Annotated in this window: 17 protein-coding genes and 1 pseudogene; 12 read left to right on the top strand and 6 right to left on the bottom strand. The window is 68.0% G+C overall.

The genetic code is table 11. From position 1 onward, the window contains the following. Positions 1-10 precede the first annotated feature (10 nt). From BW733_RS19080 to BW733_RS18655, 3 genes are all read right to left on the bottom strand, one after another. A complete protein-coding gene (locus BW733_RS19080; protein ID WP_077351592.1) occupies positions 11-346 on the bottom strand; it encodes a hypothetical protein in 336 nt (111 codons plus the stop codon). Between the two features lie 69 nt (positions 347-415). Beyond that, positions 416-892: a CoA transferase subunit A gene (locus BW733_RS14530; protein WP_077351590.1), complete on the bottom strand. Its 477-nt coding sequence runs from the start codon at positions 890-892 to the stop codon at positions 416-418. 119 nt (positions 893-1,011) lie between these two features. After that, positions 1,012-2,142 carry a hypothetical protein gene (locus BW733_RS18655; protein WP_179947118.1) on the bottom strand — a complete coding sequence of 377 codons (1,131 nt, stop codon included), beginning with the start codon at positions 2,140-2,142 and terminating at the stop codon, positions 1,012-1,014. 250 nt (positions 2,143-2,392) lie between these two features. Between BW733_RS18655 and BW733_RS18435 the strand changes: the two genes are divergently transcribed. The 3 genes from BW733_RS18435 to BW733_RS14510 are packed head-to-tail and all read left to right on the top strand — an operon-like array spanning position 2,393 to position 4,594. Further along, positions 2,393-2,731, top strand: a complete 339-nt coding sequence (locus BW733_RS18435) for a hypothetical protein (RefSeq protein WP_162494734.1) — start codon at positions 2,393-2,395, stop codon at positions 2,729-2,731. A 4-nt stretch (positions 2,732-2,735) separates the two neighbouring features. After that, positions 2,736-3,929, top strand: coding sequence for a sensor histidine kinase (locus BW733_RS14515; protein WP_152024733.1), 1,194 nt, complete (start codon positions 2,736-2,738; stop codon positions 3,927-3,929). Continuing rightward, a complete protein-coding gene (locus tag BW733_RS14510; protein WP_077351582.1) occupies positions 3,926-4,594 on the top strand; it encodes a response regulator in 669 nt (222 codons plus the stop codon). The genes BW733_RS14515 and BW733_RS14510 overlap by 4 nt, the downstream gene beginning before the upstream one ends. Here BW733_RS14510 and BW733_RS14505 read toward each other — a convergent pair. Genes BW733_RS14505 through BW733_RS14495 form a run of 3 tightly spaced genes read right to left on the bottom strand, consistent with a single transcriptional unit; the run spans position 4,591 to position 5,972 of the window. After that, positions 4,591-5,187 carry a substrate-binding domain-containing protein gene (locus BW733_RS14505; protein ID WP_077351580.1) on the bottom strand — a complete coding sequence of 199 codons (597 nt, stop codon included), beginning with the start codon at positions 5,185-5,187 and terminating at the stop codon, positions 4,591-4,593. The two genes, BW733_RS14510 and BW733_RS14505, sit on opposite strands and share 4 nt — an antisense overlap. A gap of 51 nt (positions 5,188-5,238) precedes the next feature. Continuing rightward, a complete protein-coding gene (locus BW733_RS14500) occupies positions 5,239-5,703 on the bottom strand; it encodes an ABC transporter permease (protein WP_202970220.1) in 465 nt (154 codons plus the stop codon). After that, entirely contained in the window at positions 5,682-5,972 is a 291-nt protein-coding gene (locus tag BW733_RS14495; RefSeq protein ID WP_077351578.1) for an ATP-binding cassette domain-containing protein, read from the bottom strand. Before BW733_RS14495 ends, BW733_RS14500 begins: the two co-directional genes overlap by 22 nt. A 282-nt stretch (positions 5,973-6,254) precedes the next feature. Between BW733_RS14495 and BW733_RS14490 the strand changes: the two genes are divergently transcribed. The 9 genes and pseudogenes from BW733_RS14490 (at position 6,255) to BW733_RS14455 (ending at position 16,671) form a co-directional block, all read left to right on the top strand. After that, positions 6,255-6,629, top strand: a complete 375-nt coding sequence (locus BW733_RS14490) for a hypothetical protein (RefSeq protein WP_077351576.1) — start codon at positions 6,255-6,257, stop codon at positions 6,627-6,629. Positions 6,630-6,740: 111 nt separating this feature from the next. After that, positions 6,741-7,490, top strand: a complete 750-nt coding sequence (locus BW733_RS14485; RefSeq protein ID WP_237268216.1) for an ABC transporter ATP-binding protein — start codon at positions 6,741-6,743, stop codon at positions 7,488-7,490. 14 nt (positions 7,491-7,504) lie between these two features. Further along, positions 7,505-8,617, top strand: coding sequence for a COG1361 family protein (locus tag BW733_RS14480; protein WP_152024732.1), 1,113 nt, complete (start codon positions 7,505-7,507; stop codon positions 8,615-8,617). Positions 8,618-8,620: 3 nt separating this feature from the next. Then, entirely contained in the window at positions 8,621-9,973 is a 1,353-nt protein-coding gene (locus BW733_RS14475; protein WP_077351572.1) for an ABC transporter permease, read from the top strand. Between the two features lie 84 nt (positions 9,974-10,057). Then, entirely contained in the window at positions 10,058-13,426 is a 3,369-nt protein-coding gene (locus BW733_RS14470) for a PPi-type phosphoenolpyruvate carboxykinase family protein (protein ID WP_077351570.1), read from the top strand. A gap of 63 nt (positions 13,427-13,489) precedes the next feature. Beyond that, a pseudogene (locus BW733_RS17985) lies at positions 13,490-13,728 on the top strand (IS3 family transposase); the annotation flags it as partial. 138 nt (positions 13,729-13,866) lie between these two features. Next, positions 13,867-15,087: an IS256 family transposase gene (locus BW733_RS14465; protein WP_077353036.1), complete on the top strand. Its 1,221-nt coding sequence runs from the start codon at positions 13,867-13,869 to the stop codon at positions 15,085-15,087. A 136-nt stretch (positions 15,088-15,223) separates the two neighbouring features. Beyond that, on the top strand, positions 15,224-15,703 hold the full coding sequence (locus BW733_RS14460; RefSeq protein WP_077351568.1) for a SigE family RNA polymerase sigma factor: 480 nt from the start codon (positions 15,224-15,226) through the stop codon (positions 15,701-15,703). After that, positions 15,700-16,671, top strand: coding sequence for an anti-sigma factor (locus BW733_RS14455; protein WP_077351566.1), 972 nt, complete (start codon positions 15,700-15,702; stop codon positions 16,669-16,671). Before BW733_RS14460 ends, BW733_RS14455 begins: the two co-directional genes overlap by 4 nt. The last annotated feature ends 10 nt before the right edge of the window (positions 16,672-16,681 follow it).

Here is a 16,681-nt window from a genome sequence, read left to right as displayed (position 1 = left end):
ATGCAGGACCTCATGATCCTCGCGCGCACCGCCAAGGCCGTCCTCGGGTCGAGCGGCGCCTACTGATCCGGCGTCCTGGACGCCGCGAGCTCGCTGGTGTCGACCAACGCGTCGGTGGCGTCCAGGATCTGCTGGAGCGTGACCCCGGGGCGAGCTCGCGCAGCACGTAGTGAGTTCCCGCGCGGTCGAGGACGCCGAGGTTGGTGATGGCGCGCTTCACCACCGCCTCGCCGGTCAGCGGCAACGAGCAGGACGACAGGACCTTCGACTCGCCGTGCTTGTTCTGGTGGCCGTCCGACAGCTCCTGGGCGGCCCGGGCGGCCATCTCCTCACGCGTCCATGCCATGTCAGGCCTCCTGTCCGTTCCGGACCCCTGAGCCTGTCGAAGGGCGAGGGGTCGTCGTCCGCTTCTCGATCATCTTGAACTCGGCCCCTCGGGCGTGAGCGCCACAACCCGGTCGACGAAGACACCGGCGACGTGCACGTCGGCGGGGTCCAGCTCGCCGGGCTCGCCGACCTTCTCGGCCTCGACGATGGTCAGTCGGCCCGACATCGCGGCGGGCGGGTTGAAGTTCTGGGCCGCGGCGTGGAAGCGCAGGTTGCCGTGCCGGTCGGCGAGGGTCCCCTGCGGGGTCAGCTCGACCTCGAGCTCACCGGCGAGGTACTGGCGCATGAACTCCTTGTTCTCGCCTATGTAGCTGGAGACCGCCCGGCGGATCCGGTGCGCCTCGAGCAGTTTGCCCAGGCCCTGGCCGTCCACGCCGAGGTTGTTACTGACGACCTCCAGGTCGGACGCCCCGTGCTCCAGCAGCGCGTCGATCAGGAACCACGGGATGCCCGTGAGCCCGAAGCCGCCGACGGCGATGGTCGCCCCGTCAGAGATGTCGGCCACCGCCCCGGCCGCCGACGCGAAAGAGCTCGCCGCCCAACTGCTGGGCTGATCAGCGAGCGGTTCCCGTCCAGAGCGTTGGACGGGAACCGCTGCTGTTGGGGGATGGGTTCAGTCTCCTGTCAGCACGGACTGCTGTCGGTGGACCACCAGGTGACGTGCCGGGAGCCGCCGTAGAGGCTGGTTCCCTCGATGGATACGGCCGTCCGTGGGCCGTAGAAGGTGTTGGGGATCGAGAAGTTGTAGGTGTGCAGGTTCACGATGGTGTTCCGTGGCAGGTCCCGCTTCGCGATCACCTTCAGGTTGCGGTAGTCGATCACCTCGACGCTGATATCGGGATGGTCCGGGATCGTCGTGAGCGCGATCGGCTGGATGTCGGACTTGCTCACCTTCCACGTCGTTCCAGCGGGCACCGGCCCGTTCGGCGCCTTGATCTGCAGCAGCAGCCCACGCCACGCGTCGCACGTGTGCCCAAGGACGGCTGACTTGTACGCCGGCGTCGGCGCCGGAGGCGGAGGCGGAGGAGGCGGGGGCGTCGTGGCCGGGGCGGGAAGAATCCACCCCACGATGCCGTCGGACGGGTTCCCCTCGCAGTCGGCCTGCAGGCTGTCGAAGTGGTCGCCCGCCTCGAAGCCGTCCGGGCGTGACGCCAGCCGGCAACGGTACAGCGGCACGGAATCGGTGGTCGGGCCGGTCAGGACGTGGCCCAGGACGCCGAGGTTGACGCCGGCACCTTCACAGCCGGGGTCCCGGGAGCTCATCTCGTTCCAGCCGTAGAGGAAGCATCGGTAGAGCGGGGCGCTGCCGGGCACCTGGGTCGGGTAGGCCCTTCCGAGGTCCTTCTCCATGCGCCAGCTGAGCTGGCCGTTGTGGTGCGGAGGCGTTCCGTTCAGCGTCCGCTTGTCGGGCTTGGGCTGCTTGCTGAGCAGCGCCCAGCGCTCGAGCTTGGCGGTGGCACCCGCGGGCGCGGCCTGGGTCGGGTCGGGCGGCAACGGGGCCGGCGGAGGCGGGGGCGGCGGAGGAGGGGCCGGCGGAGGAGGTGGGGGGACGGGCGTCGGTGTCGGATCCGGATCGGGCGGCGGCGGCGGTTCGGGCGGGCACGAGTCGTCGATCATCCGCTGGGGGATGCAGCCGAAGATGGGTGGGGGCCGGCGGCCGATCTCGGTGGCCATGGCGGCCGAGGTTCCCAACGTCGGGACGACGAGGGCGGCGACCAACAGGGCCACGGCCTGGCTTCGGGTGGGGGTGGGCATGAGTCCTCCTGAGGGTGTCAGGCGTGCCGGTGCGACACGTGCTCCGATCCTGTCGCGCCGGGGGCACCGGCCGCGTCGGAGCACCCCGGTATCCGCTCGGCCTGCCGGGGGCCCCTGCGGCATCATCCCGGTGCGGTACGCAGCCCTACCCGACGAGGGGTCACGGCGCTACCCTCGGGGGAGGATGCCCCCGGGGCCCGGCCCGGGCAGGGTGAGGGGTATCTGCACCACCCCCACGAGAGGACCCGCCATGACCCAACGGCCCGTGGTCACCATCGAGCAGGACGACATGGTCGTCGCCACCGGACGCCTCGAGCTGCCGGACACCATCATCCACACCGGGACGGAGCGCCTCACCGCGCCCCTCACGGTGCGGTTCGAGGACGGCTGCCGGTTCGACGTGATCGACGTCCAGCACTCGGTGCACCCGCCCCTGATCACGGCGCTCCTGCTGCCCCCGGGCAGCGCGGACGTACCGGACCCCGACCCGGGACCCTTCTGGGACGCCGACGAGGGCGACGTCGTCCGGCCGGGACCGGCCCACAAGCCTCTGTGGTGCTTCCTGCTGCCCCGGCTCCCCTACTGCTGACGCCGTGACTGCCGGCTTGGCGACCGCACCCCCGACGACCGGCCGGCCCCGTCGGGTGACGCCCACCGTCGTGGCCACCCTCGCCTGCGCGGCGCAACTGGCGGCGTGGGGAGGCGCGCCGCTGACCCGCTGGGGTGACACCCTGCCGTGGGAGGCGGTCGTGGCCGTGACGGTCGTCGGGTTCCTCCCCTTGGCCGCCCTTCCGGAACGCCCCCGCATCGGCTTCCTCGGGGTGTGGGTGGTGGGGTGCTGGTGCCTGCTCGTACCGACCTACGATCCCAACGCCGGCCTGCTGCTGGGGCTGTTCCGGGTGGCGCGTAACCAGAGCCGCGCCGCCACCGCCGTCGCGGCTGCTGCCGCTCTCGTCCCCGTCACGGTCTCGTCGGTCAGCACCGCCGCGTTCGTCACAGGCCGCCCCGGCGGCGACCCGGGGGCCGTCGCTTTCATCTTCGGCGTGTGGGTGGTCGTCTACGCGTTGGTCGTCGCCCTGGCGCTGCGGCTGCGCCGGGGCGCCGATCAGGTCGACCGGCTGTCAGCCGAGCTCGCGGCATCCGAGGAGCAGGCGCGCGCCCGCGAGCGGACCCGCATCGCACGGGAACTGCACGACACCGTCGCGCACTCCCTGTCGGGCATCGCCCTGCAGGCCGCCGGCGCTCGCACCGTGCTCGCCGCGCAACGACCCACCGACCCCCTCGCCGGCACCCTGACCAGCATCGAGGACGCAGCCTCCCAGGGCATGCGCGAACTGCACCGCCTGCTGGGACTCATCACGGGACCGGGCGACGACGCCGATCCCGGACTGCGTCGCTGGACCGAGGTACCCGCGTTGGTCGCGCTGGCCCAGGACGCCGGCGTCCGCGTCACCTTCGTCGAAACGGGAGCCCGACGCACGCTCGATCCCAGCGTCGAGCACACCGCATTCCGCGTCGTCCAGGAGTGCCTGACGAACGCGATGAAGCACGCCGGGCACGGCGGAAGCGCCGCGGTCGACGTCGCGTGGTCGGCGCCGGCCCTGACCATCGAGGTGAGCACCCGCACCGGCCCCGTCCGCCCGCACGCACTGCCCGGCGGACACGGGCTGAGCGGCCTGGCCGAGCGCGTCAGCACCGTCGGTGGCACTCTCGCTGCCGGACCCACCGCCGACGGGTTCCGCACCCGCGCCCGGCTCCCCCTCGACCCCGCAGGAGGCACCCGATGACCGTCACCGTCGTCCTGGCCGACGACCAGCCCATGGTGCGCGCCGGCGTCCGCATGTTGTTGAGCGTCGACCCGGCGATTCAGGTGGTCGGCGAGGCGTCCGACGGGCACGAGGCGATCGCGGCCGTCGAGCGACTGCGTCCCGACGTCATCGTCATGGACCTGCGGATGCCAGGCACGGACGGAGCCGAGGCCACCCGGCGCATCGTCGCCGAGCAGGAACACACCCCGGACGCCCTCACGCGTGTGCTGGTGCTGACCACCTTCAACGAGGACGCCGACGTCTACGCGGCGCTTCGGGCGGGGGCGAGTGGGTTCCTGCTGAAACACGCCTCGGCGGACGTGCTGGCGACGGCGATCCGGCGGGTGGCCGAGGGCGAGTCGTGGCTCGACCCGGCGGTGGTGGGCCGGGTGATCCGGGCGCTGCGGCTGCCGCCCGGGCCCGACGGGGCGGCGGTGGCCGCGGTGCTGACGCCTCGCGAAAGGGAAGTGCTCACGTTGGTGGCCGAGGGCTTGTCGAACGCCGAGCTCTGCGACCGGCTGTTCCTGAGCGAGGCGACGGTGAAGACCCACGTGGCCCGGGTGCTGATGAAGACCGGGTCCCGCGATCGGGCCGCCGCCGTGGCTTTGGCCTACCGCAGCGGGTTCGTCCGGCCGCCGGCCTAGAGCTCCTGCTTCATCATGTCGATCCAGGCGTTCTGGTTGGTGGCGTTGGCGGAAGCAGAAAGGATGGCGATCTGCCCTGCGTCACCGATCTGGTCGGCAGCCATCTCGACCTGCACCTTTGCGATGCCCGCGGCGTCGGCCTGGTTGATGAACAGGTCACGACACTCGGGGTTGGTGTCCGAGTCGAACGTGACGACCTTTACGCCGCCGTCGCGCGCCTCGTTCAGGGCGTCGCAGATCGCTGCGGGGTCGTTGGCGGACACCACGATGGCGCCGACCTGCTGCTGGGTCAGCGTGTTGATGTAGGTGACCTGGGCGTCGGGCGTCGCGGCGGACGGGCCAACCTCAGCGAAGGTGGCGGAGAACGACTCGACGGCCACCTTTCCGCCCTTGCTCGAGGTGTCGAAGTACGGATTGCCGAGGTTCTTCGGCAGGAACGTGATCGACAGGTCACCACTTGCCGCGGCGCCTCCGCCGTCGGTGGTCGGGGCGTCGGTCGGGTCCGCGTCGCCGCTTCCACCACAGGCGGTGAGGCCCAGGCTGACGGCGGCTGCTGCCGCGATGAGTTTGCCGGTGAGGGACGTGAGCTTCATTGGACTTTCCCTTGTTGGTGGTGGGTGTGATCAGCCGACGGGTGGTCTTGTTCAGGCCGTAGAGTTCGGCCGCCTCCGGTCGGAGCCGATCGCGTAGAACTCGCGGCCTCCTCGGGTGTTGTGCAGATACCAGGCGACGCAGATCAGCGCGACGAGCGCGATGATCGTCAGCACCGGGATCCCGAGGATCTGCTGGGTGCCGAGCCGGAGGAACCCGCTCGGCAGGTCAGAGGCGTTGATCCGGTTCGAGCCCGTCCACCACACGTTGATACCGCGGAAGGCGTAGAGCGTGCCGAGGGTGATCACCATCGCCGGGACCTTGCCGAAGGCGACGAGGGCGCCGTTGATGAAGCCGAGCAGGCCGCCGAAGACGCAGCCGATCAGGAAGATCAGCGGGATGGGCAGGTTCGGGGCCGCGACGAAGACGGTTCCGATCAGATAGGCCGTGAGGCCCAGGATCGAGCCGACCGACAGATCGACGCTGCGCGTGATGATCACCACCGCCTGGCCGAGCACGACGAACGGTAGATCACGGCGATGCCTGCGGCCTTGGACTCGGCGGTCGTGCGGAAGGCGACCTCTTCGCCCTCGAGTTCGAACGCGCCGGTGTCGCGGGAGTAGAGGCCGGCGATGATCTTGACCAGGGTCGACTTGCCTGCGCCGTTCTCTCCCACCAGGGCGTGGATGGATCCGGGATACAACTCCAGGTTGCCGTCGCGCAGCGCGACGACGGAACCGAATCTCTTGCTGACGCCTGTGAGCTTCAACCTCGGCGCATCGGCCATTCCCAACCTCCTCGTCGGGTCCTCAGGCTCAGCGGTGAGCCGTGATGTGAGAGACCTTACGCAACCGAATTGAAACGTGTCAATCGGGCTTGGGTAACAGTCTGATCACGCGAGAGCGCGGGCTCCGGGCCGGCCTCGCAGACGCGACGGGGCCAGGGGCCAGCAACAGCCGGTAACGTTTCAACCGCGCTCGCCAGCCGACCGCACCATTCTGGCGAGCCCGGTTCCAGCGCCTCACCCGGGGCAGCGGTAGCGTTGGGCAGACACCACGAGGAGGCATAGATGGGGATCTTCGCAAGACTGTTCTCCCGCGAGGAGACGGTCATGACTGTCGTCGAGTTCGACCGCGAGGCGGTTCGCCCGCATCTGAACGCGTTGATCGACGCGCTCGGCCAACTCGCCGACGCCATGGACGACGACGCCGCACGCATGTCCAACCCCGGGTGGCGCGGAAGGCTCAAGGATCTGCGCAACGCGAGGGGCGATCTGCGCCTGCTGACCCGCAGGGCCGAGTTCAGCAAGGACGAGCTCTTCGAGGTGCTCACGACGGTGCGTCCGCTGTACCGCGGACAACCCCCCAAGGACTTCGCTCATCTGGCCTCCCTCAATACCGTGGTCGTAGCCGAGATCGAGGCTGTACACCTGGCGGCCAACTAAGGGTGGACCTTTGGGTGCGATTCGCTCGATGATCCCCGGACGACCAGCGGCGCTGCACTAGGGTCACAGCCAGTCGGCCAGTGTTGGCCGACGTGACCGAGAGGCCAGCAGGTGACCATCACGCGCCAGTCGACGACGCTCCCCGACGTGGGTGAGCCGCTGCTCGTCACGCGCGATCTGAGCAAGCTGTTCCGCGTGGGGTCCTCCCGCATCGCAGCGCTCAACCACGTCAACCTCACAGTCCCCCGCGGATCGTTCACGGCGATCGTCGGCACCTCGGGATCAGGCAAGTCGACCCTGCTCAACATGCTCGCCGGGCTCGAGCGGCCGACCGCGGGCGAGATCCACGTCGCGGGCCAGCCGCTGCACCGCTTCAGCGAGGCCCAGCTCGTCGCCTACCGGCGTGAACAGGTCGGCTTCATCTTCCAGTCGTTCAACCTGATGCCTTCGCTGACGGCCCTCGACAACGTCGCGCTCCCCCTCACCTTCCAGGGCATGGCGAAGGCGAGGCGCCAGGCGCGGGCAAGGGCGGTGCTCACCCAGCTCGGGCTCGCGCAGCACCTCCACCACCGGCCGTCCCAGCTCTCGGGCGGCCAGCAGCAACGCGTCGGCATCGCCCGGGCGCTGGCCGTCCAACCGGCGATCGTCTTCGCGGACGAGCCGACGGGCAACCTCGACTCGAGGACCGCCGAGCGCACTCTTCGCCTCTTCCGCACGGTGATCGCACGGTTCAACCAGACCTGGATCATGGTCACCCACGATCAGCACATCGCCTCGTTCGCCGACACGGTCGTGTCCATCGGCGACGGGCGGATCACCGGCATCAGCCACAACACCCACGACGAATCGGACCAGCCATGAAGCACACTGCGCGCGTGATCTCCCTCCTCCTGCTCGTGTTCGGGCTGTGCCTGGTTCCCGTCTCGGGTGCCGCAGGCGATCCGGCAGACACAGGTGACACCTCGACGAGCGACACCGGGAGCGGCAACGGCGACGGCACCGGGGACACGGGGAGCGGAGACACCGGATCGGGCGACACAGGCGGCAACGGCTCTGACGGAGGAACCACCCAGGGGCCTCCCGGCGTGTCGGTGCCCCGCGTCATGGTCGAGGGGTTCGTGATCGAGCCGCAGACGATCTTCGCCGGCCAGGAGTTCACGGTGAACTTCTCGCTGCGTAACACCTCGAAGCTGACCCAGGTGCAGAACATCAAGGTGACCGTGTCGTCACCGGACTCGGCGTTCCTGCCGCAGGGAGGCTCGTCCTCGCTCTACATCTCCCGGATCCGGGCCGAACGGGTCTCCGGCCAGACGATGACCTTCCGGGCGCTGCCCTCCCTCGAGGCGAAGCCGTATCCGCTGACGATCGCGATCGAGTACGAGGACACGAAGGCGAACGCCTACCAGTCGAGCGAGACGCTCGCGATCGAGGTCAACCAGGAGTTGCGCGCTGACGCGTCCGTGCCCCAGCTCACCCCCGCCGCCCTCACCATCGGACAGCAGGGCTCGATGACCTTCACCATCCAGAATCAGGGCAAGGCGAAGCTGTTCAACGCGAAGGCGAGCATCGCGGAGGGGCAGGCGATCGCCCCCACCGAGGCCTTCGTCGGAACCATCGACGCCGGGACGAGCGGCTCGGTCGACATGACGGTCACCGCTGTCGAGGCCGCCTCCGCGCCCGTCAAGGTGACAATCAGCTACGAGGACGTGACGGGCAAGAGTTTCACCCTCGACAAGGAGGTGCCGGTCGAGGTGGCAGAGGCCGCTGCGCCGGTCGACATGGGGATGGAGGATCCGGGGATGGAGGTCGAGCCGGAGCCGGCGTCGTTCCCCGTCGTCCCGGTGGTCATCGGCGCGGTCGCCCTCATCGCCCTGATCACGTTGATCCTGATCGTGCGTGCCGCGAAGCGCAGGAGGGCCAGGCGCGAGGACGAGGCGTCGCTCGCGGCGATGGCGGGCGACCCGCTCATCGGCGACGACTGGCAGTGACCCATGCGGTTCACCGACCTCCTCGCCACCAGCACGGCGAGCCTCAGACAGCGGCCGTTCCGGACCCTGATGACGGTGCTGGGCGTCGTCATCGGCACCACCTCGGTCGTGGTCATGGTCTCGCTCGGCATCGGCGTCACGCAGTCGACGATGGACTCGATGGCCTCCAACGCGACCCTCAGACAGGTGTCGGTCTACGGTGTGCCCCCAGACGCCGCCGAGCGCGGGCTCCCGACCGAGCTCAACGAGCAGCTGGTCGCGCAGCTGGCCCAGTATCCGGGGGTGGACAACGCCTGGCCGATCTACAACGTGGACGCGATCGGGCAGGTCGACGGCGCGTCGCAGTGGTTCCAGATCCAGGCTGTCCCCCAGTCGATGATCGACCAGCTCGACCTGCCGCTCGCCTGGGGCTCGATGCCTGACGGTTCGGCGCCCGGCGTGGTGCTCGGCGACATGATCCCCGCCCAGTTCTTCAACGAGGCCACAGGTGAATTGCTGCCGGTCGACTTCCAGAGGCAGACCCTCTTCCTCGACTTCGACACGTCATCCATGGGCGGCCCGATGCCGTTGCAGGACCAGGGCGGCGACGAGGGTGACGGAGCCCAGCCGCAGACGAGGCCCAAGCGGGTGATCATGCCCGTCACCGGCGTGGTGCAGGGCGACCCGAACGTCGAGTGGAGCCTCAACTCGATGGTGGTCTACTCCGAGCTCGACTCGATGCTCGAGGTGCTCAAGAAGGCGATGCCTGGCAAGGCGTTGCCCAACCAGCCGGCGACCTCGGACGGCAAGCCGAAACCAGGGTTCGTCTACTCCATGGTCCAGTTGCAGACGGCCGATCCCGAAGCGGCCGAGGCCGTGCTGACCGCCCTGCGCAACGAGGGGTACAGCGCAGATGCGTCCATCGAGTGGATCCGGGAGGCGCAGTCGCAGGCGGTCGTGGTCCAGGCCGTGTTCGGCGGGATCGGCTTCGTCTCCCTCCTGGTCGCCGCGATCGGCATCGCCAACACGATGATGATGAGCGTGTACGAGCGCACCCGTGAGATCGGGGTGATGAAGGTGCTCGGCGCAGGCCTGGGCGACATCCGCAGGATGTTCCTCTTCGAGTCGGCCTCGATCGGCTTCTTCGGCGGGGTGATCGGTCTCCTGCTCAGCCTGCTCGGATCGTCGATCCTCAACTCGCTTGCCGGTTCCATGATGGGCGACATGACGGGTGGGCCCACCAGCATCTCCGTGATCCCGGTGTGGCTGATGGTCAGCGCTGTTGCCTTTGCGACGTTGATCGGCACCCTCGCAGGTCTCGCCCCGGCGTTCCGTGCGTCGCGGCTGTCGCCGCTCGCGGCGATCCGGGCCCAGTGAGGTGCTCGCATCGTAGTGGCACGGTCGATGCGCACTACCGGCACCCCTCATTTACAGGTGTGGAGGGTGGGTCGATAGTGGAGCATGGCGACTTTCGCGGAAACTGCAGCTATCAACCTCCGGCTGGGCCTTCTCGGGATCCCACTCCCAGAGGGCAGCGCCGGCGACCTTGTGCGGCCGGTCCTCGCCCGACAGCGTGAACTCAACCGACGACTCCAGCACCGGCTCCCGGCCGTCGACACCCGGATCCAGAACTTCCTCGACGCCTACCTCGAGGGCACCGGCGCGGAGCCGAGGCTTCCGCGCCAGACGCTCGCGCTCGACCAGGCGGGCCTCGCCCGGGAGATGTCGCTGCCGGTCGGCGCCGACACCTTCGTCTCCGAGCAGCTGACCAGCTACCGGCTGGTCAACGGCATCCTGCATAACCCCGCAAACGACCGGCGCACGACAAAGGGTGTCTTCCACATCGCAGACGGCGGCCTCCCGGTGCAGGACGACAAGCTCGAGGTTCCACGCGCCGTCTTCGGCCGCCTCCTCGAACACGCCTTCGATCCGCCCGCCGCGGCGAAGGTCCTGCCCTACACCTCCGGCCAGGACGATCCGCCGCAGTGCTGGGTCTCGCTGCTGCTGAGGCCGATCGTCGTGCCGGAGGTGCCCGGATACACCGCCGAGCGCCGGATGGAGACGCGGTTCTTCGCCCCCGGCACCCTGATCGCGAACCTGGACTTCGTTGAGGGCATCTTCGGCAACGGCGGCGATCCGTACCTTCCCGAGAACGACGCCTCCCTCGACCCCCAGTTCTGGACCGGACACACCGGCATGGTGGTGCTCGCGCCGCACCTGACAAAGCTCACCAAGAAGGAACTCGGCCTCCCCCACTGGGACGACGCCACCGAACGCCAGCGCCGCGACGGCATGTGCTGGCGGGACGAGGACGAGCGCTACAACGGCGGGTCCGCCTTCAAGGCCTGCGCCCGCGACGAGCGCGGCGTCATCGTCACCGTGATCGCGGACAACTACTTCGGCTACTGCAAGAAGGAGGTCAAGGCGCAGATCAGCTACGCCGCGAACCTGCTCGGCATGGTCGAGGAGGAGCACGCGGGCGGCGCCATCGCGTTCCCGCGCTACAACCTCGGCCAGGCCTTCACCAGCACCTACGCCGACCCCGGCTACACCATCGACGACGTGATCGCGCGCAACCCGGAGCGTTTCCAGCGCCAACCCGAGGGGCACGCGCTCGACCTCGAACAGCCCCACCTCATCCTGGTGCCGGAGGAGTCGTCCTTCTCGCTGCGTGACTGCACGGTCACCTGGACCCGCGACGGCGTGACGCAGAGCATCCCCCTTCGGGCGCGGACCCGCTACGTCGGTCCAGATGGCTACATCGTCGAGCTGACCCACCTCGAGGCTGACGGCGACCAGTGGACGCTGCTGGGCACCTCGCCCGAGGCCACCTCCGCGCACAAGCCCGCGACCGTCTCCGGCGGGGGCAAGTCGGAGATCTCCAAGTCGATCACCGACGCCTTCGTGATCGGCAACGCCTACGTCAACGACTTCGTCGACGACATGGAACAGGTGGCCGCGATCATCGACCGCGACTACTCCACCCGGTTCCGCGACTCGGTCCAGGTCGACGACCGGCCACTGCTCGACGACGACCGCAGCGTCGGCTCCGTGATCAAGCTGCTCACCCCGAGCCACGACTTCACCGACGAGTACAACGCGTGGGTCGACGACATCCCCCACCACATCAAGGAACTGGTCTTCGTCGTCAAGCGCTTCTACCGACCCGAGTGGGGCGACGACTGGCCCGCGCATTTCTCGGTGGGCCGGATCAACGGCCGGGCCGGGCACGCGCTTCGCCTCGACGGCGACAAGATCACCGTCAACATGCTGCGGGTGGGCTTCGCCGTCGACGGGTCGTGGCGACTGTTCGGCCTTCGCCACGACTTCCACCCGGCGACGAAGGTGCAGACCGAGGACGACATCACGGCGAGCATCGTCGTCCCGGGCGCGGTCGCGGGGCGCACAGACGGCCTGTCGCGCAAGTACGTCACCAACTGTGAGCAGCTGCTCTTCCAGCGTCCCGACGACGCGATCCACCGCGGCTACGACAAGCAGACCGAGGCGGACGTCTCGAAGGGCGCCTTCCTCAGCAACTTCGAGCCGTTGACGCGCCAGGACGCCCAGGCCATGGTCGACGACGCGGTGAACTTCTCACGCTTCACCAAGCCGATGCAGGACCTGATCCGTGGCATGGCCGATGGCGACGACGCCGGCGCCGGGTACTTCGTGTGCTCGGCGAACCCACGCCTGATCAACGGGGAGCGCTCGAAGAACCCGCGCTACCTCCAGGTGCGGCCCGACATCTCGCGCCCCGAGGAGACCGCGACGGCAGAGCTCGTCTCGCGGCTGCACCGTCGGCTCCCGATGCAGGCCCCGCTGCGACTTCCCGTCGACGTGGTGGCGGCAGGGCGGCGCAACAACGCGGCCGAGCAGGGTGTGCCGCCGCTGTGCTGCTACTCGCCGCTGCACTACATGGAACTGCCCGAGCTGTTCATGGAGTTCATCTCGTCGATGACGGGCAAGAGCCCCTCCACGACTGGTGCCGGTTCAGAGGGCGCCATGACGAAGGGGCCGTTCAACGCCCTGCCGTCGGTGATCGACCTGAACGCGGTCTTCCTCGACTTCGCGCTCACCGGCTACGATGGCTGGCTCTCCAGCGCGGGCGTGATCGGCCCCAACGTCCGCGTCGACCACGACATCTCGCTGCTCGTCCCGGAGCTCTTCTCGCGGATGGCCCCCGAGGAGCGGACTGCCTCGCATCTGGTCACCGAGGGCGCCCTCGAGCGCGTCGAGGACTTCGAGCTCGACGGTGAGACGATCGAGGCGAGCCGCCTCGGCTACCGGATCACCGCGAAGTTCCAGTCGAAGTACTTCGGCCGCATCTTCATGCATCCCCACGTCGTGTTCTCCGAGAACATGCTCAAGCCCGAACTGCAGGACACCGAGGCCTACGCCGAGTCGGTCCGCACGATCGTGACCACGCACCAGCGGGTCGCGCAGTCCTACCTCGACGACGGCACCATCGCGCTTGCGGTCCCGCCGATCAGGGCGCTGCTGGAGATCATGGCGACCGGCTCGTCGTCCGAGGGGCTCGGCCTGCACGACGAGGCGTTCCGGGCGATGTTCGAGCGACAGGAGATCCTCGCCTCCGACTGGTACCGCGAGCGCCTGGAGGCGCAGGCTGCCGTGGACGCGGCCCACGCCAGGCAGGCACTGGTGGCGATGTCGCGCTTCATCGACGAGCCGACCAACGCCGACGCGGCCGAGCGGCTCGGCATCCGGGCGCGGATCGACACGATGCAAGCCCGGCTGGACGCGGCCTCCGGCCCCGAGGCCGTCGATCACCTGCGCGGGACGATCGGACGCCAGGTGACCTGGACGATCTGACGCCCAGTCGACGCCCCGGCCCGGTCGGGCCGGGGCGTCGTCGTCAGGAGCCGAGATGGCGTCGGGGTCCGCAAGCTCTGGAGGGCTGCCCGCCGCGCCGGGATGGATATCGGTCGCGACCAGACGGGCCGGCTGAGCGCGCTGCCGGGATTGAGGGCGCGACGCGCTCGAAGCGAGTCAGGACCACCCGCCCGGATCTCGCCGCGGGACGGCATCCGGATCTGGTGAAGCGGGAGTTCACCGCAACGGCTCCGAACCGGCTCTGGGTCACCGATCTGACGTTCGTTCCCACCTGGGCCGGGTCTGTCGGGAACTATGTGTAAGTGGTGGTGGCGTGGCTCCCCGGGCAGGGCTCGTGGGGAACGGAGCATCACTTCATGAACGAGCAGAATGAGCACCCTGAGCTCGAGCCGGCGGTGCCGGCGGTTCGGGGTCCTGACATGGCAGAGCTGGCTGAGCATCTGGTCGCGACCGCCGGCGAACGCGGGATCGCGCTCACGGGCGAGGGCGGGCTGCTGACGGCGCTGACGAAGCAGGTCCTGCAGTCCGCGCTCGAGGCCGAGATGAGCGTGCATCTGGGCTACGACAGACACGACCCGATCGGCAGGAACCGTGGCAACTCGCGTAACGGGTCGACACCCAAGACCGTGACCACCGAGGTGGGCAAGGTCACCGTTCAGGTCCCCCGCGACAGGGAGGGAACCTTCGAACCCCAGATCGTGGCGAAGCATCAGCGCCGCTTGTCAGGTTTCGATGAGCAGGTGATCAGCCTGTACGCGAAGGGCATGACCACCGGCGACATCGCTGCGCACCTGGCCGAGATCTACGACACCGACATCTCCCGCGACACCGTCTCGACCGTGACCGGGAAGGTCGCAGAGGAGCTGAAGGTGTGGCAGTCCCGCCCGCTGGATCGCGTGTATCCGGTGATCATCATCGACGCGATCATTCTGAAGATCCGCGAGGGAAACGTAGCTAACAGGCCCGTCTATGTAGCGATGGGTCTGAACCTGGAAGGGTTGCGTGACGTGCTGGGGATCTGGGTCGGGCCCTCGGGAGGGGAGGGCGCGAAACAGTGGATGACGATGCTGACAGACCTCAGGAACCGCGGCATCATGGACGCATGCATTGTGTGCTGCGACGGGCTGAAAGGGCTGCCCGAGGCGATCTCAGCGATCTGGCCCTTGGCGGTGGTGCAAACCTGTGTGGTGCATCTGGTGCGGAACTCGCTTCACTACTCGTCGAGGCAGCATTGGCAGAAGATCACCGCCCAGCTGCGCGGGATCTACACCGCGGCGACGATCGACGATGCCGAGTACCGGTTCGAGGAGTTCGCCGAGGCCTGGCAGGCGAAGTATCCGGCGATGATCGCGCTGTGGCGCAACTCGTGGGCCGAGTTCGTGCCGTTCCTGGCGTTCCCGCCGGAGATCCGCAAACTGGTCTACACCACCAACGCGATCGAATCCCTGAACGCTCGGTTCCGGGCCGCGACCAGACGTCGTGGACACTTCCCCGACGAAGCGGCCGCGTTGAAGGTTCTATACCTGACCATCCGGCACCGGGAACCCAACCGGCCCAACCCAACCGGCCAGATCGCCGGATGGAAGAACATCCTCAACATCCTGGCCATGACCTACGGCGACCGCCTAGGCATCAACTAGCCATGACCACTTACACAGAAATTCCGACAGACCCCTCCGATCTGATCGACCGGCTGGAACACCTACGGGATGCCCTCCTGTCGCATAGGTAACCTTCCGGGCTTCCCAATGAGTCTTAACTGGCAAGGAGGCTCAGATGACATCTGCCGGGTTCGAAGACTTCGTTCGCGCTCGAGGGCGCGACCTGTGGCGAGCTGCATGGTTGCTGACTGGCGATGTTCACAAGGCAGAGGATCTGCTCCAAACGGCTCTCGCCAAGTCCTACCGGCACTACAAGGGCAACGAGAAGACGTTCGAGTCTTACGTCCGAACCACGATGTATCGAACTTTCTGTAGTTGGTGGCAACGGAAGTGGCGTGGCGAGATTCCCTCGTCGGAACACCACGAGATCGCGAGCGTCGACGAATCGGTTGAGGTGTCCCTTGACCTCGCGCGCGCTCTGGCCGAACTGCCCAGAAACCACCGGGCAGTGCTCGTGCTCCGCTACTACGAGGACCGGACCATCCATGAAGTCTCCGAAACCCTTGGCCTGGCCGAAGGAACAGTCAAGGCCTACTCCCACAAAGCGCTGCTAGCGCTGCGAGCGTCGAGGTATCTCATCGAGGAGGAAGTATGAACGAGGAAGACAGGGTCCGCGCGCTGCTCGAGAGGGGCGTGCCCGAACCCCCGACACCCGACCAGTGGGCCAGCGGTGCCCAGCGCCGCGCCAGGCGGTCCAGGCTCGCGGGCATAGCGATCGCCCTCGTCGCGATTTCGGCCGGGGTCGGAGTCATCAGCCAGATCAACCCAGCGCCACAACAACTCGTCGCAAGCCCAGCCCCAACGTCCGTTCCCAGCAACTCATCACCTGCAGATGACCTCGTCGTCGGCGAGTCCCAATTGATCGAGCAGCCCAACGGAGACGTCACCTTCTGCGTTGGGCTGGTCTATCAAATGCTTCCCCCATCCTGCAAAGGCGTGACTGTCAAAGGAGAGTTCTCCTGGGACATGGTCGACCATCAGGAGGCAAACGGGATTCGGTACACCGACAAGGCGTACCGCCTTATTGGGCGACTAGATCCCGTTAGCGCCGAAGGCACACTGACCATCGTAGAACCGCCCGAGGCTGCAGCGCCTGCACCCAGCGACGAGCGCGACATGGCTGCGATCTGTTCGGATCCGACGCGAAATGCGGACCCCGCGACGGGGTCAGCGCAGAACTGGAACGAGCTCACAGAAGTCGCAGCGACCCTGCCCGTGGTGTCGCTCTGGACTTCCGACGGTGGGAGCCTGGTGAACGTGCTGGTCCGAGGCGACAGCGACAGCGCCTACAAGGCATTGCGCTCAGTGTGGGGAGGCCCCCTGTGTGTGGGTGACTCTGACAAGTCCACGCTGAGCGAGCGGGAGACTGCGCTGGAACGGGTCGCGGCGGCGCTGCCGGGGGACCAGTACCTATCAGGCTCAGCAGACGCCGGCGACTTCCACGACCCGGCCCTGCTCGTGGAGGTTGTGCGCCTCGACCCTGAACTCCGGTCTCAGATCGAATCCGCTGCCGGTGACGTCAACGTGATCGTCAAGGCGATGTTCACCGACTACACGTCATAGACAAGGTGGT

The sequence above is a fragment of the Tessaracoccus flavescens genome (assembly GCF_001998865.1).
GTDB classification, from domain to species: Bacteria; Actinomycetota; Actinomycetes; order Propionibacteriales; family Propionibacteriaceae; genus Arachnia; species Arachnia flavescens.
The sequence above is the reverse complement of the archived record's forward strand: the minus strand, read 5'-3'. Positions and strand labels throughout refer to the sequence as shown.

What these genes read in the sequence shown, in the direction of transcription:
- BW733_RS19080 (WP_077351592.1), bottom strand. Translation starts at nt 346, where the DNA reads ATGGCATGGACGCGTGAGGAGATGGCCGCCCGGGCCGCCCAGGAGCTG.
- BW733_RS18655 (WP_179947118.1), bottom strand. Translation starts at nt 2,142, where the DNA reads ATGCCCACCCCCACCCGAAGCCAGGCCGTGGCCCTGTTGGTCGCCGCC.
- BW733_RS18435 (WP_162494734.1), top strand. Translation starts at nt 2,393, where the DNA reads ATGACCCAACGGCCCGTGGTCACCATCGAGCAGGACGACATGGTCGTC.
- BW733_RS14510 (WP_077351582.1), top strand. Translation starts at nt 3,926, where the DNA reads ATGACCGTCACCGTCGTCCTGGCCGACGACCAGCCCATGGTGCGCGCC.
- BW733_RS14505 (WP_077351580.1), bottom strand. Translation starts at nt 5,187, where the DNA reads ATGAAGCTCACGTCCCTCACCGGCAAACTCATCGCGGCAGCAGCCGCC.
- BW733_RS14495 (WP_077351578.1), bottom strand. Translation starts at nt 5,972, where the DNA reads ATGGCCGATGCGCCGAGGTTGAAGCTCACAGGCGTCAGCAAGAGATTC.
- BW733_RS14490 (WP_077351576.1), top strand. Translation starts at nt 6,255, where the DNA reads ATGGGGATCTTCGCAAGACTGTTCTCCCGCGAGGAGACGGTCATGACT.
- BW733_RS14475 (WP_077351572.1), top strand. Translation starts at nt 8,621, where the DNA reads ATGCGGTTCACCGACCTCCTCGCCACCAGCACGGCGAGCCTCAGACAG.
- BW733_RS14470 (WP_077351570.1), top strand. Translation starts at nt 10,058, where the DNA reads ATGGCGACTTTCGCGGAAACTGCAGCTATCAACCTCCGGCTGGGCCTT.
- BW733_RS14465 (WP_077353036.1), top strand. Translation starts at nt 13,867, where the DNA reads ATGGCAGAGCTGGCTGAGCATCTGGTCGCGACCGCCGGCGAACGCGGG.
- BW733_RS14460 (WP_077351568.1), top strand. Translation starts at nt 15,224, where the DNA reads ATGACATCTGCCGGGTTCGAAGACTTCGTTCGCGCTCGAGGGCGCGAC.
- BW733_RS14455 (WP_077351566.1), top strand. Translation starts at nt 15,700, where the DNA reads ATGAACGAGGAAGACAGGGTCCGCGCGCTGCTCGAGAGGGGCGTGCCC.